At 65.3% G+C, this 26,243-nt stretch carries 29 protein-coding genes; 12 read left to right on the top strand and 17 right to left on the bottom strand.

The features are described from left to right. The first annotated feature begins 31 nt into the window (after positions 1–31). Positions 32–871 (top strand): helix-turn-helix domain-containing protein, encoded by an 840-nt coding sequence (locus J4D52_RS18945; protein ID WP_102677517.1) that lies wholly within the window; start codon positions 32–34, stop codon positions 869–871. A gap of 93 nt (positions 872–964) precedes the next feature. Beyond that, positions 965–1,375, top strand: coding sequence for a hypothetical protein (locus tag J4D52_RS18940; RefSeq protein WP_025809650.1), 411 nt, complete (start codon positions 965–967; stop codon positions 1,373–1,375). Positions 1,376–1,576: 201 nt separating this feature from the next. On the opposite strand, the gene J4D52_RS18935 is transcribed toward J4D52_RS18940, so the two are convergent. From J4D52_RS18935 to J4D52_RS18910, 6 genes are all read right to left on the bottom strand, one after another. Continuing rightward, positions 1,577–2,017, bottom strand: coding sequence for a GNAT family N-acetyltransferase (locus tag J4D52_RS18935; RefSeq protein WP_102677518.1), 441 nt, complete (start codon positions 2,015–2,017; stop codon positions 1,577–1,579). 13 nt (positions 2,018–2,030) lie between these two features. Beyond that, positions 2,031–2,429 (bottom strand): hypothetical protein, encoded by a 399-nt coding sequence (locus tag J4D52_RS18930; protein ID WP_009048349.1) that lies wholly within the window; start codon positions 2,427–2,429, stop codon positions 2,031–2,033. Between the two features lie 115 nt (positions 2,430–2,544). Continuing rightward, complete coding sequence (locus tag J4D52_RS18925) at positions 2,545–2,910, bottom strand: DUF2784 domain-containing protein (RefSeq protein ID WP_025809643.1); 366 nt, start codon at positions 2,908–2,910, stop codon at positions 2,545–2,547. Between the two features lie 36 nt (positions 2,911–2,946). Continuing rightward, complete coding sequence (gene pcsA, locus J4D52_RS18920) at positions 2,947–3,666, bottom strand: phosphatidylcholine synthase (RefSeq protein ID WP_063429733.1); 720 nt, start codon at positions 3,664–3,666, stop codon at positions 2,947–2,949. A gap of 302 nt (positions 3,667–3,968) precedes the next feature. Beyond that, positions 3,969–4,565: an NADPH-dependent FMN reductase gene (locus tag J4D52_RS18915; RefSeq protein WP_102677519.1), complete on the bottom strand. Its 597-nt coding sequence runs from the start codon at positions 4,563–4,565 to the stop codon at positions 3,969–3,971. Next, complete coding sequence (locus tag J4D52_RS18910) at positions 4,562–5,416, bottom strand: sterol desaturase family protein (protein ID WP_063429737.1); 855 nt, start codon at positions 5,414–5,416, stop codon at positions 4,562–4,564. Before J4D52_RS18910 ends, J4D52_RS18915 begins: the two co-directional genes overlap by 4 nt. 69 nt (positions 5,417–5,485) lie before the next feature. Here J4D52_RS18910 and J4D52_RS18905 point away from each other — a divergent pair, with 69 nt between their 5' ends. Together J4D52_RS18905 and J4D52_RS18900 are read left to right on the top strand one after the other, a co-directional pair. Then, a complete protein-coding gene (locus tag J4D52_RS18905) occupies positions 5,486–6,445 on the top strand; it encodes an AraC family transcriptional regulator ligand-binding domain-containing protein (RefSeq protein WP_102677520.1) in 960 nt (319 codons plus the stop codon). Between the two features lie 135 nt (positions 6,446–6,580). Beyond that, positions 6,581–7,822 carry an MFS transporter gene (locus J4D52_RS18900; protein WP_102677521.1) on the top strand — a complete coding sequence of 414 codons (1,242 nt, stop codon included), beginning with the start codon at positions 6,581–6,583 and terminating at the stop codon, positions 7,820–7,822. Here J4D52_RS18900 and J4D52_RS18895 read toward each other — a convergent pair. After that, positions 7,819–8,445 carry a TetR/AcrR family transcriptional regulator gene (locus J4D52_RS18895; protein ID WP_063429743.1) on the bottom strand — a complete coding sequence of 209 codons (627 nt, stop codon included), beginning with the start codon at positions 8,443–8,445 and terminating at the stop codon, positions 7,819–7,821. The two genes, J4D52_RS18900 and J4D52_RS18895, sit on opposite strands and share 4 nt — an antisense overlap. A 92-nt stretch (positions 8,446–8,537) precedes the next feature. On the opposite strand from J4D52_RS18895, the gene J4D52_RS18890 reads away from it, so the two are divergent. Continuing rightward, on the top strand, positions 8,538–9,152 hold the full coding sequence (locus tag J4D52_RS18890; RefSeq protein ID WP_063429745.1) for an NAD(P)H-dependent oxidoreductase: 615 nt from the start codon (positions 8,538–8,540) through the stop codon (positions 9,150–9,152). A gap of 63 nt (positions 9,153–9,215) precedes the next feature. Here J4D52_RS18890 and J4D52_RS18885 read toward each other — a convergent pair whose 3' ends face one another. Together J4D52_RS18885 and ppnN are read right to left on the bottom strand one after the other, a co-directional pair. Beyond that, positions 9,216–9,533 (bottom strand): DUF2388 domain-containing protein, encoded by a 318-nt coding sequence (locus J4D52_RS18885; RefSeq protein WP_007924983.1) that lies wholly within the window; start codon positions 9,531–9,533, stop codon positions 9,216–9,218. A 167-nt stretch (positions 9,534–9,700) separates the two neighbouring features. Next, positions 9,701–11,074, bottom strand: a complete 1,374-nt coding sequence (gene ppnN, locus J4D52_RS18880) for a nucleotide 5'-monophosphate nucleosidase PpnN (protein WP_063429746.1) — start codon at positions 11,072–11,074, stop codon at positions 9,701–9,703. A gap of 293 nt (positions 11,075–11,367) precedes the next feature. Here ppnN and J4D52_RS18875 point away from each other — a divergent pair, with 293 nt between their 5' ends. The 3 genes from J4D52_RS18875 to J4D52_RS18865 all read left to right on the top strand — a co-directional run bounded on the left by J4D52_RS18875 (position 11,368) and on the right by J4D52_RS18865 (position 14,523). Then, positions 11,368–13,503: a C1 family peptidase gene (locus J4D52_RS18875; protein WP_158246973.1), complete on the top strand. Its 2,136-nt coding sequence runs from the start codon at positions 11,368–11,370 to the stop codon at positions 13,501–13,503. Then, positions 13,500–13,910, top strand: a complete 411-nt coding sequence (locus J4D52_RS18870; protein WP_102677523.1) for a hypothetical protein — start codon at positions 13,500–13,502, stop codon at positions 13,908–13,910. Before J4D52_RS18875 ends, J4D52_RS18870 begins: the two co-directional genes overlap by 4 nt. A gap of 208 nt (positions 13,911–14,118) precedes the next feature. Further along, entirely contained in the window at positions 14,119–14,523 is a 405-nt protein-coding gene (locus J4D52_RS18865; RefSeq protein ID WP_102677524.1) for a response regulator, read from the top strand. 92 nt (positions 14,524–14,615) lie between these two features. Here the strand turns inward: J4D52_RS18865 and J4D52_RS18860 are convergent, their stop codons facing one another. Further along, entirely contained in the window at positions 14,616–15,485 is an 870-nt protein-coding gene (locus J4D52_RS18860; RefSeq protein WP_009048360.1) for an oxaloacetate decarboxylase, read from the bottom strand. Positions 15,486–15,989: 504 nt separating this feature from the next. Between J4D52_RS18860 and J4D52_RS18855 the strand changes: the two genes are divergently transcribed. Continuing rightward, positions 15,990–16,529 (top strand): DUF4174 domain-containing protein, encoded by a 540-nt coding sequence (locus tag J4D52_RS18855; protein ID WP_025809620.1) that lies wholly within the window; start codon positions 15,990–15,992, stop codon positions 16,527–16,529. A 131-nt stretch (positions 16,530–16,660) separates the two neighbouring features. On the opposite strand, the gene J4D52_RS18850 is transcribed toward J4D52_RS18855, so the two are convergent. Continuing rightward, a complete protein-coding gene (locus J4D52_RS18850; RefSeq protein WP_102677525.1) occupies positions 16,661–17,884 on the bottom strand; it encodes an acetylornithine transaminase in 1,224 nt (407 codons plus the stop codon). 101 nt (positions 17,885–17,985) lie between these two features. Here J4D52_RS18850 and J4D52_RS18845 point away from each other — a divergent pair, with 101 nt between their 5' ends. Further along, positions 17,986–18,888, top strand: coding sequence for a LysR family transcriptional regulator (locus J4D52_RS18845; RefSeq protein WP_097302937.1), 903 nt, complete (start codon positions 17,986–17,988; stop codon positions 18,886–18,888). Positions 18,889–19,058: 170 nt separating this feature from the next. On the opposite strand, the gene J4D52_RS18840 is transcribed toward J4D52_RS18845, so the two are convergent. The 6 genes from J4D52_RS18840 to J4D52_RS18815 form a co-directional block, all read right to left on the bottom strand. Further along, positions 19,059–19,451: a VOC family protein gene (locus J4D52_RS18840; RefSeq protein WP_102677526.1), complete on the bottom strand. Its 393-nt coding sequence runs from the start codon at positions 19,449–19,451 to the stop codon at positions 19,059–19,061. Between the two features lie 48 nt (positions 19,452–19,499). After that, positions 19,500–19,871: a GFA family protein gene (locus tag J4D52_RS18835; protein ID WP_063429757.1), complete on the bottom strand. Its 372-nt coding sequence runs from the start codon at positions 19,869–19,871 to the stop codon at positions 19,500–19,502. Between the two features lie 184 nt (positions 19,872–20,055). After that, positions 20,056–21,369, bottom strand: a complete 1,314-nt coding sequence (locus tag J4D52_RS18830; RefSeq protein WP_102677527.1) for an FAD-binding oxidoreductase — start codon at positions 21,367–21,369, stop codon at positions 20,056–20,058. Between the two features lie 58 nt (positions 21,370–21,427). Continuing rightward, entirely contained in the window at positions 21,428–22,792 is a 1,365-nt protein-coding gene (locus J4D52_RS18825; RefSeq protein WP_102677528.1) for a glutamine synthetase family protein, read from the bottom strand. Between the two features lie 480 nt (positions 22,793–23,272). Next, a complete protein-coding gene (locus J4D52_RS18820; protein ID WP_102677529.1) occupies positions 23,273–23,932 on the bottom strand; it encodes an isoprenylcysteine carboxylmethyltransferase family protein in 660 nt (219 codons plus the stop codon). Positions 23,933–24,211: 279 nt separating this feature from the next. Continuing rightward, positions 24,212–25,114, bottom strand: a complete 903-nt coding sequence (locus J4D52_RS18815; RefSeq protein ID WP_025809604.1) for a LysR family transcriptional regulator — start codon at positions 25,112–25,114, stop codon at positions 24,212–24,214. Between the two features lie 175 nt (positions 25,115–25,289). Here J4D52_RS18815 and J4D52_RS18810 point away from each other — a divergent pair, with 175 nt between their 5' ends. Beyond that, on the top strand, positions 25,290–25,934 hold the full coding sequence (locus tag J4D52_RS18810; protein ID WP_110721782.1) for a hydrolase: 645 nt from the start codon (positions 25,290–25,292) through the stop codon (positions 25,932–25,934). Between the two features lie 72 nt (positions 25,935–26,006). Then, a partial coding sequence (locus J4D52_RS18805; protein ID WP_207272146.1) for an antibiotic biosynthesis monooxygenase occupies positions 26,007–26,243 on the top strand: 237 nt, incomplete at its 3' end.

The raw sequence follows: 26,243 nt of genomic DNA, 5'->3' as shown, positions 1-26,243 counted from the left end.
GGCTCGAGTCTCATCCTCCACGGGTTTCGCCATGCCGGTACTGCACGACCAATATCAACCCCAGGACCCGGACCGGATCGACCGGCCGCTGTATGCGCTGCGGATCTCCATGCAGGCCACGCGCTGGGAGCGGCCGTGGCACAGCCACCGCAAGGCGCAGCTGCTGTTCCCGCTGGCCGGGGTGATCACCTGCGAGACCGACGAAGGCCTGTGGATGGCGCCGCCGCAATGCGCGGTGTGGATTCCCGGGGATATGCGGCACAACGTGCGGGGCCTGGAGCGGACCGAGAGTTACTGCCTGTTCGTCGAACCGGAACAGGTCCGCGGCCTGCCCGGGGCCTGCTGCACCCTGGCGGTTTCGCCGCTGTTGCAGGAGCTGCTCAAGCGTTGCGTGGACGTGCCCGAGCTCTATGACCTCGACGGCCCGCAGGGGCGCTTGATGGCGGTGGCCCTGGATGAACTGGCTGCCGCGCCCCAGGAACAGATCCACCTGCCCATGCCCCGGCACCCGCAGTTGCGCGCCATGGCCGCGTCGATCATCGAGCAGCCGGCCGAGCGTCGCAGCCTGGGCGGCTGGGGCGAGCAGATCGGCATGAGCGAACGCAACCTGAGCCGGCTGATCCTGGCCGAGACCGGCCTGAGTTTCGGCCAGTGGCAACGCCAGTTGCACATCCTGCTGGGGATCAAGCGCCTGGCCCGGGGCGAGTCGGTGGAGAGCGTGGCGCTGGGCCTGGGTTATGAAAGCGCCAGCGCCTTTATCCGCATGTTCAAGAAGGCCGTGGGCCAGCCGCCGGCGCGTTTTCTCGCCGAGCGCAGGATGCTGCTGGGCGACCATGTGCAGGTCCGGGACACTGAATCTTCATTTGGCTGAATTGGTCAATAGCTTGTCCAGGTTGACTGATGCAGACATGGTTTGCTTTGCAGATGATAGGCATTCTTGTTTGTCTCTTGTCGAGGAAACCTTATGAACATCGACCATCGTCAGTTTCCCCTGGTCTGGATGCACTACCGTGGCGCGGCCGGCCAGGCCGATCCTTTCAGCCAGCTCGACCAGTTGCTGCAACGCCAGCAACCCTTTGTGCTGGTGACCGCCGACGCGCCTGGGGAACAACCGCAGCAGGGCGAAGACGCCCAGGCCAGCCTCAAGCAGGCGTCGTTGTGGATGAAGCGCAACAAGGAGGCGATCCGCCGCTGGATCCGGGCCAGTATCGTGATAGCCCCCGACGGTGCGACCCAGGCCCGGGTGGAGGCCTTCGCCGACACCTACCGCAAGTTCTGGGGCTACCCCTTGCTGCACTGCACTTCGAAGGCGGCCGCCGTGGCCATGGTCGACCAGTTGCTGGGGCACAAGCGGATCAATAGCCATAACTGGTAGGTGTTCCCGGCAGACCGCGTCGCGGCCATCGCGCGCAAGCTGCGCTCCTACGGAAGAAGATCACACACCACCCCGTAGGAGCGAGGCTTGCCCGCGATGAAGGATCACGCGGTGGGGCAGGTATTCTGTGTGGCCAGCGTGGGCAAGTCGGATCGCCGCCCGCTCGCTCCTACGGGATTGTGGGAGTTGGGCGGTTCCGGTTCAGAGGGCCTTGCTCATGAACACCCGGCTGCTGCCTTCGGGGTCGCAGGCGACCTCGCCGAAGCGTTGCCAGCCGTGCTTTTCATAGAAGGACGGCGCCTGGAAGCTCAGGGTGTAGAGCACGGCCGAGCGACAGCCGCGGCGCCGGCCTTCGTCTTCGCAGGCCCGCAGCAGTTGGGCGCCGAGGCCCGAGCCGCGCAGGTTGTCGGGCAGGTAGAACAGGTCGATGAACAGCAGGCCCAGGGAGGTGCGCCCGCTGATGCCGCCCAGGACCTGACCAGTTTCCGGGTCCTTGAGTTCCACGGCCAGGGGCTGCCGATCGTTGTAGCCGGTCATCTGCTCATTGAAGGCGGCGAGACCGATGTCGAGCAGGGTTTCGAAGCTGCTGTTGAGGGTGTCGCTGATAACGATCGAGGGGTTGGTCGTGACGGCGGGTTTCATAGGGGATTCCAGTTCAGGCGTCGCGCAACAGGTCGTGGGCGTCGAGCAGGCGGTAGGCGATTTCCGGGTTCTTTTCCAGGCCACGGCGGATGGCGGCGGGGATCGATTGGCGGGTCTTGCGGCACAGGCCCGGCAGTTCGTCGAGCTGGATGGCGATGCCGCGCATGCTGCGCACTTCGTTGAAGCTGGGGGCGATCTGCACGCGGATGCCCAGCAGTTCGTACATCCGCCGCTGCATGTGTTCGAGGTCGCTCAGGCTTTGCAGGTTCTCCAGCCGGTCGAGCAGGCGCTTTTCCTCCTGGCGGGTCAGGCCGAGGATGCGCAGGTCGGTGCCAGGGGTTTGCAACAGGCGCTCGCGGTCGCAGTTGCAGGCGCCGGGCGGGCAGGGCTGGCGGATCTGGAAATCGGGCATCTATGGACTCCACTCGAAGCGATCGCGGATCGCCGTTGCCCACGGGGTTGCCTGGAAATATACACAGACGGGGCAGGCTGTGGCGCGGCAATCGACGACCATGCCGGCGATTTTTTCAAGGCTGCCGGCGCCGCCACAGCAGGCGCCCGTAGACCAGGGCGTTGATCAGCAGCACCAGAGCGCCGAGGCCCAACTGGATCTGCGGCGTCAGCCCGGCCGGGTAGATCAGCGGGATCAGGTAGTGCTCGATGAAACCGTCGCCATAACCCTGCTGGCCGGCGCCGTGGCGCATGCGGTTTTCCCAGTCGGTCAGGGGGCAGGGCAGGTGGAAGATTTCGACCGCCACGCCCCAGGTCGCGGCAGGCAGGTGCAGCCAGGCCAGGCGCGGCCACTTGAGCACCAGCAGACCGCCGAAGAGTACGAACAGGATGAAGGTCAGGTGCAGTGATACCAGGCTGTCAGCGGCGAAGCGGTAGAGCATGTCGAGTCTCGTTGCGGTCAGGGGTACGGCAGGGGTTCAGGTTCGCGTGCGGTCGAACCAGCCCAGCGCGGTGCGCCAGATGCAGATGCCCAGGAAGTACGCCGACATCGCCAGCCACAAGCCCATCACCCAGGGGCCATTGTAGGGATGGTTGATCACCAGCGACAGGCTGCACAGCAGCCAGATGGCGGTCACCGCGATGTTCACCGGCATGAAGCGGCGTACGCGGAAGGGGTGGAGGAATTTCATCCGGGTCAGGGTCAACAGCGCCAGGACCACGATGCTCGAAAGGCTCAGCCAGGGTGTCGGGGCAAGGATGTACAGCGCCAGCGCCACCACGTTCCAGGCCGCGGGAAAGCCGACGAAATAGTTGTCCTTGCTCTTCATGTTGACGTTGCAGAAGCAGAACAGCGACGACACCAGGATCACCGAGGTCGCCAGCAGCGCGCTGTAGTCCGGCAGCGGGATATAGCGATAGATGAACAACGCCGGGATGAACACATAGGTCAGGTAGTCGATCACCAGGTCCAGCACCGAGCCGTCGAAATGCGGCAACACCGACTGCACATTGACCTTGCGCGCCAGCGAGCCATCGACCCCATCGACGATCAGCGCCACGCCCAGCCACAGCAGGCAGGCCTTGGGCTGGTTGTCGAACAGCGCCAGGGTGGCGAGAAAGGCCGTGACCACCCCGGTCGCGGTGAAACCATGGGCGCCCCAGGCTTTGAGACTGGCGATGTGTCGGGTCGTTATCACGGGCGTTCTCCAGGAAATGAAACCAGCCGTACGACGCCCTATTGGAAGAAACGGGGGGCTTATCGCCAAACCTGGCCAGACTGCATCTATCGACCGGGCAGGCGGCGATAAGGTTCACCGCTGCCCGTGTCTTTGTCAGGCCGTCCATAGGCTTGTCGGCATGCGGCATGGCGCTCAAGCCCGTGGCGGCTCCTAAGACTGTAGCCACAGTTTGGCGAGGACGGGCCTCGGTGAACGCGAATTTCTTCACGGCGCTGGGGAGGCCGGGGCCCCCCGAGGTGTTCACTTGCTGTGTCGCGGTGCTACATCCCGTTGGCGAAAGGTAGGTCCCGGATATCGATGCACGAGCGCAGGTGCTTCATCGCACCGGCGTACTCGGCCAGGACCTCCAGGGTCCAGTCGGCGCGAGCGCGCAGGTGGCGTTCTTCAGGAGTGGGTTCGGCATGAGCATTGAATACGCCTTCCACCTGGCGAACGATCAGCTGTTCCGGCAAGTAGCAGATCCGGCAGTTCTTGTAGCTGGAGACGCGCAGTTCGGCGAGCGGGTAGGCGCCGCCCACGCCGGCCGAGACCCCGACCAGCAACGCCGGCTTGTGCCCCAGTTCGGTGTGGCCGGCATACACGAAGAAATTCTTGATGGCCGGGCAGGCCATGCCGTTCCACTCCGGGGTCACCACCACCAGTGCGTCGGCCTGGAGCAGGCTGGCCGAGTACTGGCTCCAGGCGGTGTTCGAGTCCGGGCTTGGCCAGAGCGGCAAGGGCGAGCGCCCGAGGTCGAGCAGCGTGACCTGCTCGCAGAGTTTCAGCTGGCGCAGGCGTTGGCCCAGGTAATGGGCGACCTTGGCCGACTGGCTGTCGGGCTGGCTGGAGCCGGCGATCAGCACGATATGCAGGCTCATTGCGCGACCTCCTGCTTGGCTTCGGGACGCGCCGCCGGTTTGGGCGAGCGCACCAGCGGCCAGAACAGTTCCTGCTGCCAGCTGATGGGGCGCAGGTCCTCGATGCCATAGGCGCTGGGCCGGCGGCGGGTGATTTTCGCGGTGCCGAACAGCACGTCCCAGAAGAACAGCAGATTGCCGAAATTGCCCTTGTAGTGGGTCACCCCGTCATGGGCATTCAAACCGTGGTGGGCGGAGTGGGTGGAAGGGGTCGAGAGGGTCCGCTCCAGTAGCCACATCAGCGGGCGCAAGGCCGGGATGCGATAGAGCCTGTCGTCCCAGGCGACGCTGCTGTGGGCGGCGAAGATCACCGTCATCTTGACGATCAGGTAGCCGTAGTAGACCGGCGCCAGGCCCATGTAGATGAGCAGGCCGGAGAGCCAGATGCCCGGCATCAGCAGGTAATAGAAGCTGTTGTTGCGGTAGACGATGCGGATGCTCATGTAGGGCGCCGAATGGTGCGCGCGGTGCAGCGCATAGAGGAACGGCAGGCGGTGGGTCAGGCGATGCCACCAGTACTGGGTCATGTCATCGAGCACCAGGAACAGGGCGGCGCCCGCCACCCAGTGCAGGTCGCCCAGGCTGTTCTTCAAGGACGGCGCGAAGGTGTCCAGCAGCAGGGTGCTGAGGAACATCACCAGGGGGAAGGTGAGGCCCAGCAACAGCGAGGAGCCGATGATCTCGATCAGCACATCGCGGCGCTGACCCTTGGGTTGGCGAAAGCAGGTACAGGCGATTTCCAGGAGGATGAAACCGAGGAAAATCCCGGCCACGACCAGGATTGGATTGTTGGCGAGCATTGTTGTATTCATGGCAATCTCGAGTCAGGCCCGACATGGGCATTGCCCGAACAATAAGAAACCAAGAGCCGCCCGGACCCTATGCGCGAACTGGACAAAAACACTGGCGAAGAGGCCAATCAACCGGTCCGCCGTTTTCACCGGGGCCAGCTCGGCCGGGTGCTGGAGCGGGTGCTGCAACGCCAGACCCGCGGCGACCGCCAGGATTACAACCTGCTCGAGCTCGAACAGCTGTGGCGCCTGGCAGCGGAGCGCGACCCGGCCATCGGCCTGCACCTGTTTAGCGAATTCACCCCCCAGGACCTGCACGTACTGGCCTACATCTGCCTGTACTGCCCGGACGTGCGCGGCGCCATGCAATGCTGGGCCGACTACGCCGCGCTGGCCTCGGACATGGACAGCCTGAGGCTGGTCAGCGACGGCGACCTGCTCGGCGTCGAACTGCATATCGATGCACCCGCCGGGCTGACCCGCTACGTGGTGGAGCATTATTGCGTCATGGCCCTGACCCAGATGCGTCACAGCACCGGGCAAGCTGTGCGGCCGGTGCGCGCCTGCTTCAGCCATCCGCGACCGGCTTACCACGAGGAATATCGCCAGTGGTTCGGCGACCACCTCGAATTCGATTGCCCGCACAACTGCCTGTACTACGACCAGGCCACCCTGCGCCTGCCGCTGCTGACGCGCCACGCCGGCATGCAGGAGTTGCTGCGCAGCGAACTGGACCGCCGCCTGGCCCAGCGCCTGCAACTGGGCGGCTGGACCGGCAAGGTCGCGGCCAGCATGCGCGACAGCCTGGCCCGTGGCGTGGTGCCGAGCCTGGAGAACCAGGCCGAGGCGCTCTACCAGAGCCCGCGCACCCTGCGCCGGCGCCTGGAAGAGCAGGGCATGACCTTTCGCCAGTTGCTCGATCAGGTCCGCGCCGAGCTGGAACAGCAACTGGAGTTTCTCGGCGAGAGCCGCGCCCAGGTGGCGGCCCAGCTGGGTTACGGCGACCTGGCGGCGTACCTGCATGCCCGCAAGCGCTGGAAGCGCGACTGAATCCATCACGCTCGCGACATCACCGCAGGCGTCGTGTGGATTCCTTAGAGGAATCCACTCCATAAAAAACATGAATTTTATTTATCGAATTCGAGCCTGTAGCGTGGCCCCGTCCCTGACCGATGGAGCGCCCCGATGTCCACCCTGCAGTCGCTGTCTCCCGCCGAACGCTACTGGCAGCGCAACCTTGCGGTGTGCGCCCTGGGGGCGTTCACCACCATTGTCGCGATGACCCTGCTGTTGCCGTTCCTGCCGTTGTACGTCGAGCAACTGGGCGTCAGCGACCCGGCGGCCATCGTCCAGTGGTCCGGCGTGGCGTTTGGCGCGACCTTTCTGTCGGCGGCGATCACCGCACCCTTGTGGGGGCGCCTGGGTGACCGCTACGGGCGCAAGCTGATGCTGATCCGCGCCAGCCTCGGCATGGCGCTGGCCATGTCGCTGATCGGCCTGGCGGAGAATGTCTGGCAGCTGGTGGTGCTGCGCCTGCTGGCGGGCTTGCTGGGCGGTTATGCCTCGGGGGCGACCATCCTGGTCGCTACGCAAACCCCCAAGGCGCGCTCCGGCTGGGCGTTGGGCGTGCTGTCTTCGGGGATCATGGCCGGCAGTCTGGCCGGGCCTCTGGTGGGCGGTCTGCTGCCGCCGCTGATCGGCATCCGCAACACCTTCTTCATCGCCGGGGCGGTGATCTTCGTGACCTTTCTGGCCACCACTTTTTTGTTGAAAGAGGCGCCGCGTGAGCCACGCCAGGCAACGCAAAAGGGCCAGGCGCCGGAGCATTCCTGGGCGTCGGTGACGGACAAGAAGCCGCTGCTGAGCATGTTCGCGGTGGCCTGCCTGCTGATGTTCGCGACCATGTCGATCGAGCCGATCATCACTGTGTATCTGCAGGAACTGCGGGCGGAAAACGTCACCCTGATGGCAGGCCTGGTGATGTCCGCCGCGGCCCTGGGCAGCATCATTTCCGCGTCGCAGCTGGGCAAGCTGGCCGACCGTATCGGCCATTGGCGGGTGCTGACTGTGTGCCTGGCCGCGGCGGCGCTGCTGCTGATTCCCCAGGCGCTGGTCAGTGCGCCCTGGCAACTGGTGCTGCTGCGCTTTCTCATGGGCCTGGCCCTGGGCGGGCTGTTGCCTTGCATCTCCAGCATCATTCGCCATTCGGTGCCGGAAAACATCGCCGGGCGGATGCTTGGCTACTCGACCTCCAGCCAGTACGTCGGGCAGGTGCTCGGCCCCCTGGCCGGGGGCTTTCTCGGCGGGCACTTCGGCATGCGCACGGTGTTTGTCGGCACCTGTGGCGTCATGGCCTTGTGCGCCCTTGTCACCTGGTGGTTCGGCTCGATGAAGTCTGCCGTGCCGGTGGCAGGTGAAGCCGGTTAGACCGGGCCGGCACCGCGCCGCGCGCTGCGCTCGACCATGGCGATTATGGTGTCGAACAGCTCGTCGCGGGCCTGCTCGCGGCTGATTTCTCCGGTGGCCGCGGCATGGGACAGGGCCTCGGCCGCCCCCAGCATCGCCCGCAGGCCGGCCGTTGCTATGGTTCCGGGCGCCGCGAAGGGGGCGAGGGCGGCGCGGCATTTTTCCAGGAAGATCAGCTCGTACTCCTCCTTGATCCGCGCCAGTTCCGGCGTACTGGCCAGCGCGGCGATCACCCCGGGGATCTCCCGCCCCTGGGTCAGCACACAGTCGACATAAGCGCTGGCGATGACCGTCGCGCGGCTGGCCAGGGTCGCTTCGCTGCGGTCCAGGGCGGCGTCCATCAATAGCGTCTGGCGTGCATCGAAGTCCTGGTACAGCGCCGCCAGCAGCCCGGCACGGGTGACGAAATGGTCATAGACCACCGGCTTGGTCACCCCGGCCTGCTCGGCGAGGCGGCCCAGGGTCAGGGCCTCGGTGCCTTCCGCGCCGATCAATTGCCAGGCCACTTCCAGCAACTGTTGCAGGCGCTCTTCCCGGGACAGGCGGCGACGGGGTGGTGAAGCCTCGGAGGGGGTGCTTGACATGCTTATATACCAAAAGTAACTTACTGTTCGTAACTTACCAAAAGTATATAGGGCCTGGTTGCCGCCCTCAATCATTTGCAGGAGCCTTTGCCATGCATGCGCTTATCGTTGTCGCCCACCATGATGCCCGCTCGCTCAGCCACAGCCTGGCGGCCCAGGTCGCCGAGGGGCTTGGGCCGTCCCACTCGTTCGAGATCGCCGACCTGTTCGCCGAGGCGTTCGACCCACGCTTCAATGCCGCCGACCACGCGGTCCATCGCCGGCAGGAACAGCCACCGGCCGACGTGCTGGCCGAGCAGGCGCGCATCGACCGCGCCGATGCGCTGGTGCTGGTCTATCCGGTGTACTGGTGGTCGATGCCGGCGCTGCTCAAGGGCTGGATCGACCGGGTGTTCGCCAATGGCTGGGCCTTCGACTTCAGCCTCGAGGAAAACCGCACGGAGAAAAAGCTTGGACACCTGCGGGTGCACCTGCTCGGTGTCGGTGGGGCCGACGCCGGCACTTACGGGCGCCACGGCTACGAGGCGGCGATGAAGGCCCAGATCGACCACGGGATCTTCGACTACTGCGGCGCCCGGGTATTGACCTCGGAGCTGCTGCTGGAATCGGAAAGCCAGGATCCGGCGCTGCACCTGCGCACGGCCCGGAGCATAGGTCGCGATCTGTTCAGCCGCGCCGGGGCCACTGCGGCGGTTCAGGCGGGGTGAGGGGAGGATGCCCTGTGCGGCTGCGCGACGTCCCGGTCGCGCAGCGCAGGACGGCACAGGCCGTTAGTGCCCGGCTGGCTGCGCCTGTTGAGTGAGGATGGCCCTGGCCAGTTCTTCATCGCTGGCGTTGAGGCCTGGGTTTTCCTGGCGGATTTTCTGCAGCACCGACTCCAGGTAGACACCACGGATGGCGCCACCGCTGGCGACGAAACTGGAGGCGTCGTCACGGGCGGGAATCACCATCTTGTCATCCTTGAAGGTCGAGTACAGCGAGGCGGAAACCCCTGCGGAGGTGGCGACATCACCCGCATCGACACGGGCCATGGCTGAACCTGCGGGCAGACAGAGCAACAACGAAGAAACGAGTAATAGGCGGCGCATAAGGGCGTCCTCCGACAGCGTGAGGCGAAAAGGAAGTGCTACACAATCTAGATGCACGGCACTGCCCAGGAGTTCCCTGAGCGCTCGCTGTGCCCGCTGGCCGGGTGTTTTGCGTGGGGCAGGAAACGGCCCCCGGCATTGCACCGGGGGCCGTCGTCAACGGGCTGTCAGCTCACGACCCGGTAGCACGGCACATAGGCCGCGCCGCCCGGCAGTTTCATCCGGTGCTGCTGGACGAAGGATTTGAGCAGGTGATCCAGCGGCTGCATGATCGCGGTGTCGCCGTGGATTTCGTACGGGCCGTGCTTCTCGATCAGGCGGATGCCCTTGTCCTTGACGTTGCCGGCGACGATGCCGGAGAAGGCGCGGCGCAGGTTGGCCGCCAGCTCGTGGGACGGCAGCCCGTGGTCCAGCTGCAGGCTGGCCATGTTGGTGTGGGTCGGGTCGAACGGACGCTGGAAGCCTTCGTCGATTTTCAGCAGCCAGTTGAAGTGGAAGGCGTCGTTGCGTTCGCGGCGGAACTGCTTGACCTCCTTGAGACCCTCGGTCATCTGCCGGGCGACCTCGGCCGGGTCGTCGATGATGATCTGGTACAGGCTGTGGGCCGCGTCGCCCAGGGTCGCGCCGACGAAGGCGTGCAGCTGCTCCAGGTAGGGCGCGGCGCTTTTCGGCCCGGTGAGGATCACCGGGAACGGCAGCTCGCGGTTGTCCGGGTGCATGAGGATGCCCAGCAGGTAGAGGAACTCTTCGGCGGTGCCGGCGCCGCCCGGGAAGATGATGATGCCGTGGCCGACGCGGACGAAGGCTTCCAGGCGCTTCTCGATGTCCGGCAGGATCACCAGCTCGTTGACGATCGGGTTCGGCGCCTCGGCGGCGATGATGCCCGGTTCGGTGAGGCCCAGGTAGCGGCTGCCGCTCATGCGCTGCTTGGCATGGGCAATGGTCGCGCCCTTCATCGGGCCCTTCATCACGCCCGGGCCGCAGCCGGTGCAGACGTCCAGTTTGCGCAGGCCCAGTTCATGGCCGACCTTCTTGGTGTACTGGTATTCCTCGGTGCTGATGGAGTGGCCGCCCCAGCACACCACCATCTTCGGTTCCACGCCCGGGCGCAGGGTGCGGGCGTTGCGCAGCAGGTGGAAGACGTAGTCGGTGATGCCCTGGGAGCTTTCCAGGTCGATGCGCTGGCTGGCCAGCTCGCTTTCGGTGTAGACGATGTCGCGCAGGGCGCTGAACAGCATTTCCCGGGTGCTGGCGATCATCTCGCCGTCGACGAAGGCATCGGCCGGGGCGTTCAGCAGTTCCAGGCGCACGCCGCGGTCCTGCTGGTGGATGCGAACTTCGAAATCCTTGTAGGCGTCGAGGATGGTCTTGGCGTTATCGACGTGGGCGCCGGTGTTGAGGATGGCCAGGGCGCACTGGCGGAACAGGGCATAGATGCTGCCGGAACCGGCTTCGCTGAGTTGTTGCACTTCACGTTGGGACAAAGTCTCCAGGCTGCCTTTGGGGCTGACCGAAGCGTTGATGACGTGTCTTGGCTGCATTCTGGATTCCTTGAAAGCGAGACCACCGGCCCATGCGGGCCCATGGCTCAAGAATAGTGAGCGGCGGGCGGGATGCCGGGAAAAACATTCTCCCGGGCTTCACGACGCGAAGGCAAACGGGGCCACCGGAACGTGCGGCGCGTCCGCCACGCTACTTTCTCACAGCTGGTGGTCCGAAGCGAAAGCGGCGTGCATCGCCCTTGGCTATGCTCAGCCCAGTCACCCATAGGGCTGGGGAGCGCCACCAGGCGCCAGCAGTGCCAGTCTGGTCACGACATCGGGAGCGCGTGAACATGGCATCTGCATCCGACCGGTCCTCGGTCAAACAGGGCAAGGCTGCGGCTACAGCACAAAAAGCCGAGAAAAAAACCACGATAAAAACCGCTGCAACGGCCGCCAAGGCTGGCAAGAAGGTCGCCAGCCGCAAGACCGCCACGGCCCCCGTCCGGGTGTTGAACGTGCGACCGGACGGCCTGGATTTTCGCGACACCATGTATATCCCGACCCTGGTGGAAGTGCCGATCCGCCGGGAACTCAGCGACTACCGCAAGACCAGGGTGCCGGTGCTCGACCAGGGCCAGGAGAACGCCTGCACCGGATATGGCCTGGCGACGGTGGCGCATTACCTGCTGCGCACCCGCCGCTATCAGTCCGACGCCACGCTCGTCAGCCCGCACATGCTGTACGACCTGGCCCGTCGTTATGACGAATGGGCCGGCGAGGCGGACGAAGGTTCCAGTTGTCGTGGGGCGATGAAGGGCTGGTACAAGCACGGGGTGTGCCCGGCGCCGCAGTGGCAGGCCAACAACCAGGCCACGACCCTGACCCAGGTGCTGGCCGAGGAGGCGGCACTGCGTCCGCTGGGGGCGTACTTCCGGGTCAACCACACCGACATCGTCGCCATGCACGCGGCGATTGCCGAGGTCGGTGTGCTGTACGCCAGCGCCACTGTGCACGAGGGCTGGCATGTGGTCGGTGGGGATGGCCATATCCAGCCCTCGGCGAACATTCTCGGCGGCCACGCCTTCGCGATCGTTGCCTATGACCAGGACGGTTTCTGGATTCAGAACTCCTGGGGCGAGACCTGGGGGTACGAGGGTTTTGCCCACCTGCGCTACGACGACTGGCTGGCCAACGGCGCGGATGCCTGGGTTGCGCGGCTCGGTGCGCCGATCACCCTGCGCGTGCCGCTGCAGGCGAGCTCGCAGGCCAAGACGGTGGCGGCGGCTTCGTCCAGCGAGACCCTGCGGGAGATCCGCCCGCATGTCATCAGCCTGGGCAACGACGGCGCCTTCGACCCGCGCGGCGACCTGGCGACCACCGCGGCCAGCGTCCAGGAAATATTCTCCGTGGACTTCCCGCGCATCACCGCCGGCTGGGCGAAAAAACGCATCGTGGTGTATGCCCACGGTGGCCTGGTGGCGCAGGCCGGGGCCATCGAAACCGTGGCCGGCTACCGCGCGGCCATGTTGCAGGCCGAATGTTATCCGCTGGCGTTCATCTGGAAGACCGATTACTGGAGCACCCTGGGCAATATGCTGGCCGATGCTGCCCGGCGCCGACGCTCCGAAGGAGTGCTGGATGCGACCAAGGACTTCATGCTCGACCGTCTGGACGACGCGCTGGAGCCGATTGCCCGGCTGCTGACCGGCAAGGCTGAGTGGGATGAAATGAAGGAAAATGGCTTGCGTGCCACGGTCAATGCCAACGGCGGGGCGCGGGTGGTGGCCCAGGCCCTGGCGCGCCTGGCCGCCCAGGGGGTGGAGATCCACATCGTCGGGCACAGCGCGGGCAGCATCCTGCTGGCGCCGATGGTGCAGTACCTGGTTTCCAAGGGCACGATGAACAGTGGGCCGATGGCACGCAGCCAGCTGAAGGGGCTGGAGGTGAAGATCGCCAGTTGCCACCTGTGGGCGCCGGCCTGCACCCTCAAACTGTTTCGCGAGACTTACTTGGCACCGATTCGCGACAAGCGCATCGAGAAGTTCGGCTTGTTCACCCTGACTGACCAGGCCGAGCGCGATGACCACTGTGCGCATATCTACAACAAGTCGTTGCTGTACCTGGTCTCCGATGCCTTCGAGGACAAGGTGCGCATCCCGCTGATCCGGCCAGATGGTGAGCCGATTCTTGGCATGGAGCGCTTCGTCACCAGCGAAAGCGATCTGGCGCAGCTGTTCGCCAGCGCCTCGAACGCCGGCTGGGTGCGCGCGCCCAACGACTTGCCGATGGGCCATCAGAATGCCTCTGGGGCCCGTCACCATGGCGATTTCGACAACGATGAAACCACGGTCCGCGCGACCCTGGCGCGGATCCTCGGGCAAGGTGGAGCGCGACAAGCCCTGGTGCTGGCGCAACCCATCGCCGAGCGGGCGCAACGGCGGCGTCAGGTGGACCTGGCCAGCAGCGTCGGACGGAGGCAACCATGAACATTCCTTTGCAGAACCGTCCCATCGAGGTGCCGGCCGACCAGTCCTGTGTCACCAGTGAGTTCGAAATCGAAGCCGGGCATCGCTACCGCTTCCTGGTGGAGGGCCAGTGGATCGATGCCAAGGACCCGCTGACCGGGCCCGAGGGCTTGCCGCACCCCGGTGGAATCCGCGAGCGGCTGGGCGGGGCCAAGCGCTTGCCCGAGGCGGCCTGGATGGCGCTGCTGGTGCGGACCAAGGGACCGGCGGGCAAGTCGCCCTGGCGCCTGCTCGGGCGCGGCGAGGGCGTCTGGTCGGACCTGTCGCCGGGGCGCTTGCAGTTCTGCGCCAACGACGTGCTCGGCTTCTACTGGAACAACTCGGGGAAGATGGACGTCAGGGTGATCGATGTCACTCAGGGTGGCTGACAGAGCGCTCGGCGCGGTGTCGGGAGCTGTTTTGGGACAGGGCGCCCCTGGGGCAATCCCGCTGCCGCCGGGGCGCAACTGACTGTGCAAGGGGTGTCTTGCCCGACACCTCGGCAGGCCGAGTGAATTTATCGGCCAGGCGCTGCTCATAACTCTAAACGGCGTAATCGCGCCAGAGTTGTGTACGCAGTCAGGGAGCGGCATCCACATGAGTCCAGTTTCATCTGTCGATCCAGGCCAGCCTTGTCGCCTGCTGTTGGTGGTCGAGGACGAGCCGATGATCCTGGAGTTTCTCTGCGAGATCCTGCAGGACGAGGGTTTCGCGACCCAGGCCATGCCCAGCGCGGATGAGGCGCTGCGGTTCCTGGAAAGCCATCCGGAGCAGGTGCGCCTGCTGCTGACCGATATCAATATGCCGGGCACCTTGAACGGCGCGGGCCTGGCCAATCGGGTGCGCGAGCGCTGGCCGGGCATGCCGGTGCTGGTGATGTCCGGTTATGAGACGCCGCAGAGTTCCGGCATCCGCTACCCGGTGGCGTTCATCCGCAAACCCTGGACCATCGGGCAGATCCTCGACAGTGTCGACGAGGCGTTGAACGGGACGGGGGAATAGAGAGTGTGGGGCGGGATGTGAGGCGCGAAGCGGCTTTCGACCACCCAGGACCTCAGGTCCTCGGTGATCGCAAGGGAGGGTGAGCTAGCGGCTCACTCTTTGACGCTCATGAACTCTTTGGCCCAGACGATGTAGTCCTCGGGCTGGGTGTAGGTATGAGCCAGTTCGGTGGCGCTGAGGTCCGAGGCCTGGGTGAAGATCTGCCGCTGTTCGCGCAGGCAGTCGTAGGTGGCCTTGATCGCCGCGAAGTACGCCGCGTGGCCGTCGACGATGATCTTCGCACCCAGTTGCGCCAGGCGCGCATCGTCGCGCAGCGCCGGGTTGCCATAGGTCACCAGCATCAAGGGCACCGACAGGTGCTCGGAGATCTGTTCCAGCTGCTCGAAATCCTTGACCCCGACCATGCAGATGCCGTCGGCGCCGGCGCGCTCGTATTGCTGGGTGCGGCTGATGATTTCCTGGATCGGCAGGATCGCCGCGTTGGTCCTGGCGATGATCGCCAGTTCCGGGTCGACCCGTGCTTCCAGCGCCGCGCGGATCTTGCCCACGCCTTCGGCGACCGAGATCAGGTCGGTGGACTTGCGCCCGAACTGGGCCGGCAGCAGGGTGTCTTCGATGGTCAGGGCGGCGACGCCGGCGCGCTCCAGCTCGACCACGGTGCGCATCACGTTGAGGGCGTTGCCATAGCCGTGGTCGGCGTCGGCGATCACCGGCAACTGGGCGACGCGGCCGATGCGGGTGGCCTGCTCGGCGAATTCGCTCAGGGTGATCAGGGCGAAGTCAGGCGCGGCCAGCACCTGCAGCGAGGCGACGGAGCCGCCGAGAATGCCCACTTCGAACCCCAGGTCGGCGGCGATCCGCGCCGACATCGGGTCGAATACGGAGGCGGTGTGAAAGCAGGAGTCTGAAGCGATCAACTCGCGAAAACTACGGCGTAAATCTTGATGAGACAGCCTGGACATACGAACTCCCGGAAGGAGGTAAAAGAGATGCCGACGATAGCGTCGAGTCAAAAATGCAATCGGTCGTCCAGCGAGCCTGTGTAGAAGGTTCGCTGCGAAGACCTGGGCAGATGAAGACGAAGCAAGCAGGTATGAAACGGCGGGCGACGCCGCACCGGATGGAAAAAGCCAGGCGGGCGCTCTTGTTATGGCCGGGATGAAGGCTATCACGCCGCCGCGGCGAAAATGATGACGAATTCGTATGGGCCCATGCCAGAACGGCATAGGCTATGCCGGTTGTCATGGGCGCCAAGGCGGGTCGATCATGCCGAACAAGAGGGTTCGCTCATCACTGGCGTTTATGGGCGCGTCGATCGGTAGCGGCGAAAACGAGCGCGCGTAGCTGTGGTTGCAGCGCCATGAACCACGGGAAAGACTCAATAAAATGTCAGAATTTGAGTCCAGGTCTGGACCTTTTCCCCTGATGCGCAATCATTAGGACGTGGATACCCAAAGGAGAGACGCATGTTCATTCGGTCATTGACCCTCGCAACGCTGCTCGCTGTCGTCGGCCCCGCAATGGCGGCCGACAACGAAGGCCCTCTGGCCCAGGATCAGGGCAAGGCGCGCCCACTGATCGTCATCGCCCCCAGCACCGTGGACCCGACGCTGGTGGCATTGAAGAAGTCCCTCGACGAACCGGCCAACCGCCAGGCCTTCAGCGAACGCAACATGGTGCTCTACACGGTGATCAACACCATCGGCCAACGCGACGGCAAGGACCTGGACCCGCAATCGACCATGGCGCTGATCCGCAGCCTGAAGCTCGGCGCCGGGGCGCAGACCAAGGTGATCCTGGTGGGCAAGGACGGCGAGAAGAAACTCGAACATTCCGGGGCCATCGAACTCAAGGAAGTCTTCAGCACCATCGACCAACTGCCGGCCGCGGAGAAGGAAGCCATTGCACCGACCTTAGCGCCGGTCTCGGAAGTCAAGGCAGCCCACGCCGGCAAAGCCGCCAAATCGGGCAAGCCTGCGGCGCCACCGAAACCGCTGGACGACTGAGTCTGGCCATCACCCTTTCCTGATAGCCCATCGCGAGCAAGCTCGCTCCTGCAGAAACATACATGCCCCTGTAGGAGCGAGCTTGCTCGCGATAACGTTCTAACTCACCTCGCCTGACCATCAGGCATCGGTCACGACACTGCCAGCATTTCTACCTCTTTTGCTGCATCGCCATCGCCTTCAGTGCCTTGCAGCGTCCGGCTGATCCCGCGCACGATCATTTCCACTTCGCGTTCGTCGATGATCAGCGGTGGCAGCAGGCGGATGGTGGTGCCCCGGGTCACGTTGATCAGCAACCCGTGATCCTGTGCTGCCCGTAGCGCCAGTTCGCGCTGAGGCTTTTTCAGTTCGATGCCGATCATCAACCCCAGACCGCGCACTTGCAGGACCTGCGGGTGATTGGCCAGCTCCACCCGCAAGCGTTGCAGCAGGTGTTCGCCCTGGCGCCTGGCGTTGGCCAGCAGGTCTTGTTCCTCGATGATCTCCAGCACGGTGCAGGCCACCCGGCAGGCCAGCGGGTTGCCGCCGAAGGTGCTGCCGTGGCTGCCAGGGGTGAACAGTTGCGCGGCCTTGCCCCGGGCCAGACAGGCGCCGATGGGGATGCCGTTGCCCAGGCCCTTGGCCAGGGTCATCACGTCCGGGACTACGCCGTCGTGCTGGCAGGCGAACCACTGGCCGGTGCGGCCGATGCCGGTCTGGATCTCGTCGAGCATCAGCAGCCAGTTGCGCCGGCTGCACAGCTCGCGCACGGCTTTCAGGTAGCCGGGTGGGGCCAGGCGGATTCCGCTTTCGCCCTGGATCGGCTCCATCAGCACCGCGGCGATACGCGGGCCGTGGGCCTGTGCGGCTTGCTCCAGGGCGGCCAGATCGCCGAAGGGCAGCTTGAGATAATCCCCTGGCAACGAGTTGAGGCCCAGGCGCACCGCAGGCCCGTCGCTGGCCGCCAGGGTGCCCAGGGTGCGGCCGTGGAAGGCGTTCTCCATGACAATCACCAGTGGCCGCTCGATGCCTTTGTGCCAGCCATGCAGCCGCGCCAGCTTCAGCGCGGTCTCGTTGGCTTCGGCGCCGGAGTTGTTGAAGAACGCCCGGTCCATGCCGGCCAGGCGGGTCAGCCGCTGTGCCAAGCGCTGTTGCCAGTCGATGCCGTAGAGGTTGGAGGTGTGCAACAGCAGGCCGGCCTGTTCGCTGATGACGCTGACCAGCCTGGGGTGGGAATGACCGATGCCCGTCACCGCCACACCGGCCACCGCGTCCAGGTACTCGCGGCCGGCCTGGTCCCAGAGACGCGTGCCCAGGCCGCGGGTGAAGCTCAGGGGCAGTGGTTGATAGGTGTTCATCAGGCAGGTGGCGGTCATGACGGGGCGCTCCATCTAGTGTGGTGTGCTGGCAGTATCGTTAGCCACCTGAGCTAGATAAACTCGTCAATTCTTTAATCATCTTAAAGTCAGAGTTGATAATGGATCTGTTCCAGGCGATGACGGTGTACGTGAAGGTGGTGGAGTCGGGGAACATGACCGCCGCCGCCCGTGAGTGCGGCCTGTCCACCACCATGGTCGGCAATCACCTGCGGGCCCTGGAGCAGCGCCTCGGGGTCAGCTTGCTCAGTCGCACCACAAGGCGCCAGCGCCTGACCGAGTTCGGCGCCGAGTATTACCAGCGCTGCCTGGCGGTGCTGGGGCTGGTAGCGGACTCCGAGCGCCTGGCGGAACAGGTCCAGGGCGAGCCATCCGGCACCCTGCGCATCACCGCGCCGCTGACCTTCGGCACCGAGCGCCTGGCGCCGGCGCTGAGCGAGTTTCAGCAGCGCTGCCCGCAGGTCAAGGTGGAACTGACGCTGGCCAACCAGCGCTTCGACCTGATCGACGGTGCCTTCGACGTGGCCTTTCGCCTGGGCAACCTGGACACCTCGTCGCTGATCGCCCGGCCCCTGGAGGACTACACCCTGACCATCTGCGCGGCGCCGGACTACCTGGAGCGCTGCGGCACACCGCAAGTCCCGGAGGACCTGCAGCACCACAACTGCCTGGCGTTCGCCTATCCGGCCGGCGACGAGTGGAGTTCCACCGCTACCCAATGGCCGTTGCGCGGGCCTGAGGGGGACGTGCTGATTCCAGTGTCCGGTTCGCTGCTGACCAACACCTCGTCCGGCCTGCACCGCGCGGCGCGGGGTGGCCTGGGGGTGGTGATGATGCCCGATGCCCTGGTGGAAGAAGACCTGCAACAGGGGCGGCTGGTGCCGGTGCTGCAGGACTATCAATTGCCCCTGAGGGCAATGCATCTGCTGTATGCCCAGGACCGCTACCGCCTGCCCAAGCTGCGCAGCTTCGTTGAGTTCGCCTTGGAGAAGTGGGGGCGCTAGCTGGCGCCAGGGTTGCAGGAGCCCGGTTTGCCAACGATGGCGGTTGTGAGGACGCTATCGCGAGCAAGCTTCGCTCCTACGGGGGGATCGCGGATGGCTTCTGTAGGAGCCAGGTTTGCCGGCGATGGCGATCTCAAGGATGCCATCGCAAGCAAGCCAAGCCAGCTGGGCTAGGACTGTATCGCCGTGCACAACTCCACCAGCAGGCCGTCGGGGCAGCGCACATAGGATACCGTCTGCCCCCAGGGTTTTTCGCTGGGCGCGCTGAGTTCGCTGGCGCCGGCGTCCAGCGCCCGTTGGTGAGCGGCGTGCACGTCTGCGCAGACCAGGCCGATTTCCATGCCCAGTGGCCTGGCCGAGCTGTGGGCCTCGACGTGGCCGCCACTGAAGTTCATCTCGCCCAGTTCATGGGCGGCGAAGGCGAGGGCGGTGGTGCCGGTTTCCAGCTCGCCATAGGTGCCGGATTCATGGAGAAAGCGGGTGGGCAGGCCGAAGGCGCGGTCGAAGAAAGCCAGCGAGGCGCTGACATCCGGGACATAGAAAATGCTGTAGGCGAATTTCATGCTTGAGCGATCCTTGTTCATTAAAACCGGAGGGCCACGAAGGCCGGTTTATGTGTCGCCCTGACACCAGCTCGGGCGTGCGCCAGAGTAGGAGTGCCCGGTCGGTTTCAGCACTTCAGGGTCGTTGTCGTCGAAGCAGCCCAGCAGCAGGGCGACGGTGGGTTCATCGTCGATCGCGCCCAATGAGCTGCCGCACCGGGGGCAGAACGCGCGGCTGGAGTAGTCGGAGGAGCGAAAGGTCGCCGGCACGCCACTCCAGGTCACCCGTTCCCGGGGGAACTCGACCCAGGCCGCGCTGAGTGCGCCGGTGTGCCGCTGGCACAGCTTGCATGAACAGTAGTGCGGATTGTGCGCCGGCCCCAGGGCCTGGAACCGGACCTGCCCGCACAGGCAGCCGCCGCTGTAAACCAATGGATTCATTGCCTGCTCCTTGAGCGTTCAGGGTGCTGCGCAAGAGTACTACCCGATTCCAGGGGGCGATGATTTTCAATGGTTACAGATCGCTACCAGGCAGGTGACATGGGCGCCAGGCTTGCCGGTGATGGCGGTCGTGAGGGCGCTATCGCGAGCAAGCTTCGCTCCTACAGAGGCGGGCATTGAGGCCTTAACGCAACCGTTCGAGCATCTGGTAGTACCACATGCCCGCCGCCAGCATTGGGTTGCCCAGCTGGTCGCCGAAGGGCACGCGGATGTGCTGGCAGGCGGCGAAGGTGTCGTAGTCGCCCAAGTGCCCGGTGATGGCCTGGGCCATGATCTCGCCCATGATGTGGCTGGTGGCGATGCCATGGCCGGAGTAGCCCTGGCAGTACCAGACGTTGTCCGAGAGTTTGCCCAGCTGCGGGATGCGGTTGATCACGATGCCCATGGCGCAGCTCCACTGGAAGTCGATGGCCACGCCCTTGAGCGCCGGGAAGGTGCGTTCGATGCACGGGCGCAGTTCGCCGGCGATGTCCCGCGAGTCCTTGCCGCTGTAGTTGGCGCCGCCGCCGAACAGCAGGCGGCCGTCGGCGGTCATGCGGTAATAGTCGAGCACGAAGCGACAGTCGTAGACCGCCAGGTCCTGGGGGTTGAGGCGCTTGGCCAGGTCGCCCAGGGGCGCGGTGGTGACGATGCCGCCCATGGCCGGGAAGATCTTGCCCTTGAGTTGTTTCGGCTCCAGCTTGTGGTACACGTCGCCGGCCAGCAGCACCTGTTTGGCATCGATGCGGCCCTGGGCGGTGATCACCGCCGGGCGCTCGCCGTGGACGATCTGCAGCACCTCGCTGTGTTCGAAGATCAGCGCGCCGAGGCTCTCGGCGGCGCGGGCTTCGCCGATGCACAGGTTCAGCGGGTGCAGGTGCAGGTTGCGGGTGTTCTTGATCGCGCCGTGGTACAGCTGGCTTTCCAGCACCTCGCGTACTTGTTGCCGGTCCAGCAGGCTGACCTCGTCGCCCATGCCGCGGCGCACCGCTTCTTCGTAGTCGGCGCGCAGGCCGGCGAGGTGGCTGGGCTTGTAGGCGGCGTGCAGGTGGCCGTGCTTGAGGTCGCAGGCGATGGTGTATTTGTCCACGCGCTGGCGGATGATCTGGTGCCCGCGCCAGCGCAGTTGCCAGATGAAATCGTCGACCTCGTCGCCCAGGGTGCGGCGCATCTGCTTGCGCATGGCCTCGTCGCCGGACAGGCTGCCGGTGACCTGGCCGCCGTTGCGCCCGGTGGCGCCCCAGCCGATCTTGTGGCTCTCGACTATGGCCACTTTCAGGCCTTTTTCCGCCAGTTCCACGGCGCTGGCGACGCCGGTGAAACCGCCGCCGATGATCACCACGTCGACGCTCACCTGGCCTTGCAGGGACGGGTAGGCGGTTTCGCTGTTCAGGGTGGTGCTGTAGTAGGAAGGGCAGCGTTCGGCTGCCGGTGTTACCGGGTTGAATGCGGCTGTCATGAGTTGCTCTCGAATGCTGGGAGGGGGCCGGGCCGGCGCCGTGACGCCGGCCACCGCGTCACGCCTGGGTCAGGTACCAGCGCCAGTCCTGCTCGCCGACTTCGGCCATGAACTGGCGGTATTCGGCGCGCTTGACCGCCAGGTAGACCCCGAGGAATTCGCTGCCCAGGGCGTCGCGAGCCCAGCTGGAGTTCTCCAGGGCGGTCAGCGAGGTCAGCCAGTCGGTGGGGAGCAGTTCAGTGGCCTGGGCATAGCCGTTGCCTTGCACCGGATCGCCCGGATCGAGTTGTTCGCGCAGGCCGCGATGGATCCCGGCGAGAATCGCAGCCGCCGCCAGGTAGGGGTTGGCGTCGGCGCCGCAGATGCGGTGCTCGATATGCCGGCTGTTGGCCGGGCCGCCCGGCACCCGCAGGCTCACCGTGCGGTTGTCGACGCCCCAGGTCGGCGCCAGCGGCGCGTAGCTGTTGGCCTGGAAGCGGCGATAGGAGTTGGCGTTGGGGCAGAACAGCAGCAGCGAGTCGAGCAGTGACGCGAGCATGCCGCCCACCGCCTGGCGCAACAGCGGGGTGCCGGCCGGGTCTGCGGCGGCGAACAGGTTGTGGCCCGCGGCGTCGGCGAGGCTCACGTGCATGTGCATGCCGGTGCCCGCCAGGTCATCGAAGGGCTTGGCCATGAAGGTCGCCTGCATCCCGTGCTGGTGGGCCACCGCCTTGACCAGGCGCTTGTAGCGCACCGCCTGGTCCATGGCCTCCAGGGCGTCGCCGTGCTCCAGGGTGATCTCCACCTGGCCCGGGGCGTACTCGGAAATCGCCGTGCGCGCCGGGATGCCTTGCAGTTTGCAGGCGGCGTAGAGGTCGGCGAGGAAGGGTTCGATCTGCTCCAGTTCGCGCAGGCCATAGACCTGGGTGTGCCGCGGTCGACCGCCGTCGGCGTCCAGCGCCGGTTGCGGGCGGCCGTTGCCGTCGCGCTTGGCATCCAGCAGGTAGAACTCCAGCTCGCAGGCCATCACCGGGTGATAACCCTCGGCCTTGAGCTGGTCGATGACCTTGATCAACAGGTGGCGTGGGTCGGCGATGCTGGCGGGCAGGCCTTCCTGCGGGTGCATGCTGACCTGCACCGCGGCGGTGGGGATCTGCCGCCACGGCAGGCGCACCAGGCTGCCGGCCAGGGGGTAGGCGCGGCAGTCGATATCGCCGACGTCCCAGACCAGCCCGGAGTTTTCCACGTCGTCGCCCTGCAGGGTCAGGCCGAGGATGGTGCTGGGCAGCGGCCGACCGCTTTCATAGACCGCCAGCAGCTCCTCGCGGTGCAACAGCTTGCCACGCGGCACGCCGTTGGCGTCGAGGATGAACAGCTCGATCATGTCGATATCGGGGGTGGCGGCCAGGAAGCTACGGGCCTCGTCAAGGGCTGCAAATTTCATGATGCTCTCGCTTGCGCCATGGCGGCGCGCAGGTTCGGTTCATGCAGCGGCGCCGGCATGGCCCGGTTGCAATGGCAGATATCTAGGCGGCAAGGCTCGACGCGCGAAGGTGCGCGTTCAGAGCGAAAGCGAGAGATCCGGAGGGCGCGAGGAATGACGCAGGCGGGAGCGGCACAGGGCCATGGGCAGGTTGACCAGCAGTTTCATCGCAGGTCCCCGGGGTTGCCGTGAAGATCGCCGTGGGTGCGTTGCGTTGTTCCCGTTCCAATGCCGATGCCGAAGCGGCTGCACGGGGCAGCAGCGCATGTCTGGCAGGGCGGGCGGCAACACAAGGCGTTCATCGGCCGGCGGATCTCGTCAAGAATTCACGGACATTTCGTGCAAGTGAGGCTCACCGTTTTACCGGGACTGGTCCTCGCTGCCAAGGGGCGCGTCACAAAATATTTAACACCACCCCTGGTAACGTGGCGGAAAAAGTCCTCAGTAGATCCAGGGCAGCAGGCGCCAGGTGTAGGCGCAGTAGGTGTCGTATTGCTTGCCGAACTCTTTGCGCAGCAACGCCTCTTCGGCGTGGATGCGAGCGATCAGCGGGATCAGCATCAAGGCGGTCAGCAGCAGGCCGACCCCGGAGCGGAAGGCCAGGGACCAGCCCACGCAATTGATCAGCAGCCCCAGGTAACTCGGGTTGCGCAGGGTGCCGTAGATGCCGGTGGTCACCAGTTGGTGGCCGGGCTGGATCGCCACCAGGCCGCTGAAGCGATTGCCCAGCACGAACACCGGCCACAGCCGCAAGATGCCGCCGGTGATAAAGAACACCACACCGAACCAGCGCGTGTCGGTGCCGCCCAAGGTCCAGAAGTTCAGGCGGTCGGTATAGGCGGGGAGAAAGGCCAGCAACAGCCCGAGGATGCCGAAGGCGACGAGGACCCAGCGGTTTTCCCGGTCTTCCTGTTTGCCGGGGCTCAGGTTGCCTTCACTGAATTGGGCCACGCCAGCCATGGCCAGCAGGGACAGGGTGATGACCCACAGCGCCGGGTGGGAGAAGAACGCCACCAGCCCGCCCATGCCGAGGATGGCCAGACCAAGGTAGACGAGGGTGGCGACCAGGCTGAGCACTGCGAGTTTGGGAGAGTTACGCATGATGGCCCCTCACGAATGCCGAGGTGTATGCATTCAGTGTAGGTCCATCGCCGCTACAGCCTGTGCCGCCTGCTGCAGCGTGTCGCCTGGATCGCCAGCAAGCTTGATTCCTACAGAAGCCGAGGCGAGGTGGCCATCAAGCGTGGGGTGTTCCCGGCCTCGGTAGGAGCGAGGCTTGCCCGCGAAGCGGTGTGCCTGATGTACCGCGTCGCCTGGATCGCCGGCAAGCCTGGCTCCTACAGAAGCGAGGTGGCCATCGGCGTGAGGTATCCCCGGCTCTTACGGCAGCACAGGCGGTTTGTCGGCCAACTGGGCCACCAGAAACTCGATAAAGGCCCTGGTCTTCTGCGGTACGCGCCGGGCCGACGGGTACACCGCGTGGATGCTGATCGGCGGCGCCTGCCATTCGCACAGCACCGGCACCAGGCGGCCGGCGGCCAGGGCGTCGGCGACGATGAAGTCGGGCAGCAGGGCGATGCCCATGCCGGCCTCGGCGGCCTGGGCCAGCAGGTCGCCGTTGTTGGCGTGCAGCGGGCCTGTGACGTGGACGCGCTGGGTGTCCTTGCCGTTGCTCAACTGCAGGCTGACCCCGCTTTGCAGGTAGCCATAGTTCAGGCACTGGTGGGCGGTCAGGTCGCGGGGCGTCTGCGGGATGCCGGCGCGCTTCAGGTAGTCCGGCGAGGCCACCATGATCCGCGGCGCCGGGGCCAGCAGCTTGGCGACCATCGAGGAGTCGGCCAGGCTGGCGATGCGGATGGTCACATCGAAACCGCCGCGCACCGGGTCCACCTGCTGGTCGCTGAGCACAAGCTGCAATTCGATGTTCGGGTGCTGCTCATGGAACAGCGGCACCAGCGGCCCGAGGCGACGCAGGCCGAAGGACATCGGCGCGTTGACCCGCAGCACCCCGCGCAATTCGCCGATACCGTCCCGCGCCCGTTGTTCGGCCTCGTCCACGGCGGCCAGGACTTCCCGCGCCGACTCGTAGTACTCGGCGCCGGCTTCGGTCAGGTGCAGGCTGCGGGTGGTGCGGTGCAGCAACTGCACGCCGATGGCTTCCTCCAGCGCCTGGATCTGTTTGCTGACTTTCGAGCGCGGCACGTCCATGGCCCGGGCCGCGGCGGCGAAGCCGTTGGCATCGACCGTGACGACAAACGCGCGCATGCATTCGATGCGATCCATGATTGTTCCTGTTTTGGAATCAATAAATCTCGATTTTATGGAATTGTCCCCTTTTGATCCAGCCCCTAAATTAGCCACCAAGCCGGCAGCAAAGCCTCCCCAGCGGAACCCGCGCCGAGCCCCTGAATTGTGCAAATCAACGCTTGAACCCACTCGACAGCAAAAGGAACGCGCCATGTCTATCCGTGAACTGCTCAACCCAAGCAACTCCGCCCTGATCCTGATCGACCACCAGCCCCAGATGTCCTTCGGCGTGCAATCGATCGACCGTCAGACCCTGAAGAACAACACCGTGGGCCTGGCCAAGGCGGCGAAGATCTTCAACGTGCCGACCATCTTCACCTCGGTGGAAACCGAGAGCTTCAGCGGCTACATCTGGCCGGAACTGCTCAGCGTGTTCCCTGACCACCAGCCGATCGAGCGCACCTCGATGAACTCCTGGGAAGACAAGAAACTGGTGGAAGCGGTGAAGGCCACCGGACGCAAGAAACTGATCATGGCCGCGCTGTGGACCGAGGTCTGCTTGAACTTCCCGGCCCTGGAAGCCCTGGCCGAAGGCTACGAGGTGCACATCGTCACCGACGCTTCCGGCGGTACCACCCAGGAAGCCCATGACATGTCGGTACAGCGCATGATCCAGGCCGGCGCGGTGCCTGTGACCTGGCAGCAAGTGCTGCTCGAGTTCCAGCGCGACTGGGCGCACAAGGAAACCTATGACGCGGTGATGGACCTGGTGCGCGAGCACAGCGGCGCCTACGGCATGGGCGTGGACTATGCCTACACCATGGTGCACAAGGCGCCGCAACGTCAGGTCAAGTAAGTCCCTCGCCAGCGGACGCTGCAACAGCCGTCCGCTGGCCCCTTTCTTCTCATCCGCGGCCTGGAGCTTGCCATGAACCTCGAACTTTCCGACGGCGTGGTCACCCTGCTGGTGCGGCACCGAGTCAAGGCGGGCCAGGACCAGGCGTACGAAGCCTGGTTGCGCCGGATCATCGGCACCGCCCGCAGCTACCCCGGGCACTTGGGGATCGATGTGGTGCGCGGCCATAGCGACGGCCTGGCGCTGTTCACCAGCGTGCTGCGCTTTGCCAGCACCGAGCAGTTGCAGCACTGGCTCGATTCCGCCGAC

Origin of the sequence: Pseudomonas sp. GW460-12-10-14-TSB1 (assembly GCF_017349775.1) — a bacterium.
GTDB classification, from domain to species: domain Bacteria; phylum Pseudomonadota; class Gammaproteobacteria; order Pseudomonadales; family Pseudomonadaceae; genus Aquipseudomonas; species Aquipseudomonas piscium.
The sequence above is the reverse complement of the archived record's forward strand: the minus strand, read 5'-3'. Positions and strand labels throughout refer to the sequence as shown.

What these genes read in the sequence shown, in the direction of transcription:
- J4D52_RS18945 (WP_102677517.1), top strand. Translation starts at nt 32, where the DNA reads ATGCCGGTACTGCACGACCAATATCAACCCCAGGACCCGGACCGGATC.
- J4D52_RS18940 (WP_025809650.1), top strand. Translation starts at nt 965, where the DNA reads ATGAACATCGACCATCGTCAGTTTCCCCTGGTCTGGATGCACTACCGT.
- J4D52_RS18935 (WP_102677518.1), bottom strand. Translation starts at nt 2,017, where the DNA reads ATGAAACCCGCCGTCACGACCAACCCCTCGATCGTTATCAGCGACACC.
- J4D52_RS18930 (WP_009048349.1), bottom strand. Translation starts at nt 2,429, where the DNA reads ATGCCCGATTTCCAGATCCGCCAGCCCTGCCCGCCCGGCGCCTGCAAC.
- J4D52_RS18925 (WP_025809643.1), bottom strand. Translation starts at nt 2,910, where the DNA reads ATGCTCTACCGCTTCGCCGCTGACAGCCTGGTATCACTGCACCTGACC.
- J4D52_RS18915 (WP_102677519.1), bottom strand. Translation starts at nt 4,565, where the DNA reads ATGAGCCTGCATATCGTGCTGATCGCCGGCTCCAGCCAGCCCGACAGC.
- J4D52_RS18910 (WP_063429737.1), bottom strand. Translation starts at nt 5,416, where the DNA reads ATGAATACAACAATGCTCGCCAACAATCCAATCCTGGTCGTGGCCGGG.
- J4D52_RS18905 (WP_102677520.1), top strand. Translation starts at nt 5,486, where the DNA reads ATGCGCGAACTGGACAAAAACACTGGCGAAGAGGCCAATCAACCGGTC.
- J4D52_RS18900 (WP_102677521.1), top strand. Translation starts at nt 6,581, where the DNA reads ATGTCCACCCTGCAGTCGCTGTCTCCCGCCGAACGCTACTGGCAGCGC.
- J4D52_RS18895 (WP_063429743.1), bottom strand. Translation starts at nt 8,445, where the DNA reads ATGTCAAGCACCCCCTCCGAGGCTTCACCACCCCGTCGCCGCCTGTCC.
- J4D52_RS18890 (WP_063429745.1), top strand. Translation starts at nt 8,538, where the DNA reads ATGCATGCGCTTATCGTTGTCGCCCACCATGATGCCCGCTCGCTCAGC.
- J4D52_RS18885 (WP_007924983.1), bottom strand. Translation starts at nt 9,533, where the DNA reads ATGCGCCGCCTATTACTCGTTTCTTCGTTGTTGCTCTGTCTGCCCGCA.
- ppnN (WP_063429746.1), bottom strand. Translation starts at nt 11,074, where the DNA reads ATGCAGCCAAGACACGTCATCAACGCTTCGGTCAGCCCCAAAGGCAGC.
- J4D52_RS18875 (WP_158246973.1), top strand. Translation starts at nt 11,368, where the DNA reads ATGGCATCTGCATCCGACCGGTCCTCGGTCAAACAGGGCAAGGCTGCG.
- J4D52_RS18870 (WP_102677523.1), top strand. Translation starts at nt 13,500, where the DNA reads ATGAACATTCCTTTGCAGAACCGTCCCATCGAGGTGCCGGCCGACCAG.
- J4D52_RS18865 (WP_102677524.1), top strand. Translation starts at nt 14,119, where the DNA reads ATGAGTCCAGTTTCATCTGTCGATCCAGGCCAGCCTTGTCGCCTGCTG.
- J4D52_RS18860 (WP_009048360.1), bottom strand. Translation starts at nt 15,485, where the DNA reads ATGTCCAGGCTGTCTCATCAAGATTTACGCCGTAGTTTTCGCGAGTTG.
- J4D52_RS18855 (WP_025809620.1), top strand. Translation starts at nt 15,990, where the DNA reads ATGTTCATTCGGTCATTGACCCTCGCAACGCTGCTCGCTGTCGTCGGC.
- J4D52_RS18850 (WP_102677525.1), bottom strand. Translation starts at nt 17,884, where the DNA reads ATGACCGCCACCTGCCTGATGAACACCTATCAACCACTGCCCCTGAGC.
- J4D52_RS18845 (WP_097302937.1), top strand. Translation starts at nt 17,986, where the DNA reads ATGGATCTGTTCCAGGCGATGACGGTGTACGTGAAGGTGGTGGAGTCG.
- J4D52_RS18840 (WP_102677526.1), bottom strand. Translation starts at nt 19,451, where the DNA reads ATGAAATTCGCCTACAGCATTTTCTATGTCCCGGATGTCAGCGCCTCG.
- J4D52_RS18835 (WP_063429757.1), bottom strand. Translation starts at nt 19,871, where the DNA reads ATGAATCCATTGGTTTACAGCGGCGGCTGCCTGTGCGGGCAGGTCCGG.
- J4D52_RS18830 (WP_102677527.1), bottom strand. Translation starts at nt 21,369, where the DNA reads ATGACAGCCGCATTCAACCCGGTAACACCGGCAGCCGAACGCTGCCCT.
- J4D52_RS18825 (WP_102677528.1), bottom strand. Translation starts at nt 22,792, where the DNA reads ATGAAATTTGCAGCCCTTGACGAGGCCCGTAGCTTCCTGGCCGCCACC.
- J4D52_RS18820 (WP_102677529.1), bottom strand. Translation starts at nt 23,932, where the DNA reads ATGCGTAACTCTCCCAAACTCGCAGTGCTCAGCCTGGTCGCCACCCTC.
- J4D52_RS18815 (WP_025809604.1), bottom strand. Translation starts at nt 25,114, where the DNA reads ATGGATCGCATCGAATGCATGCGCGCGTTTGTCGTCACGGTCGATGCC.
- J4D52_RS18810 (WP_110721782.1), top strand. Translation starts at nt 25,290, where the DNA reads ATGTCTATCCGTGAACTGCTCAACCCAAGCAACTCCGCCCTGATCCTG.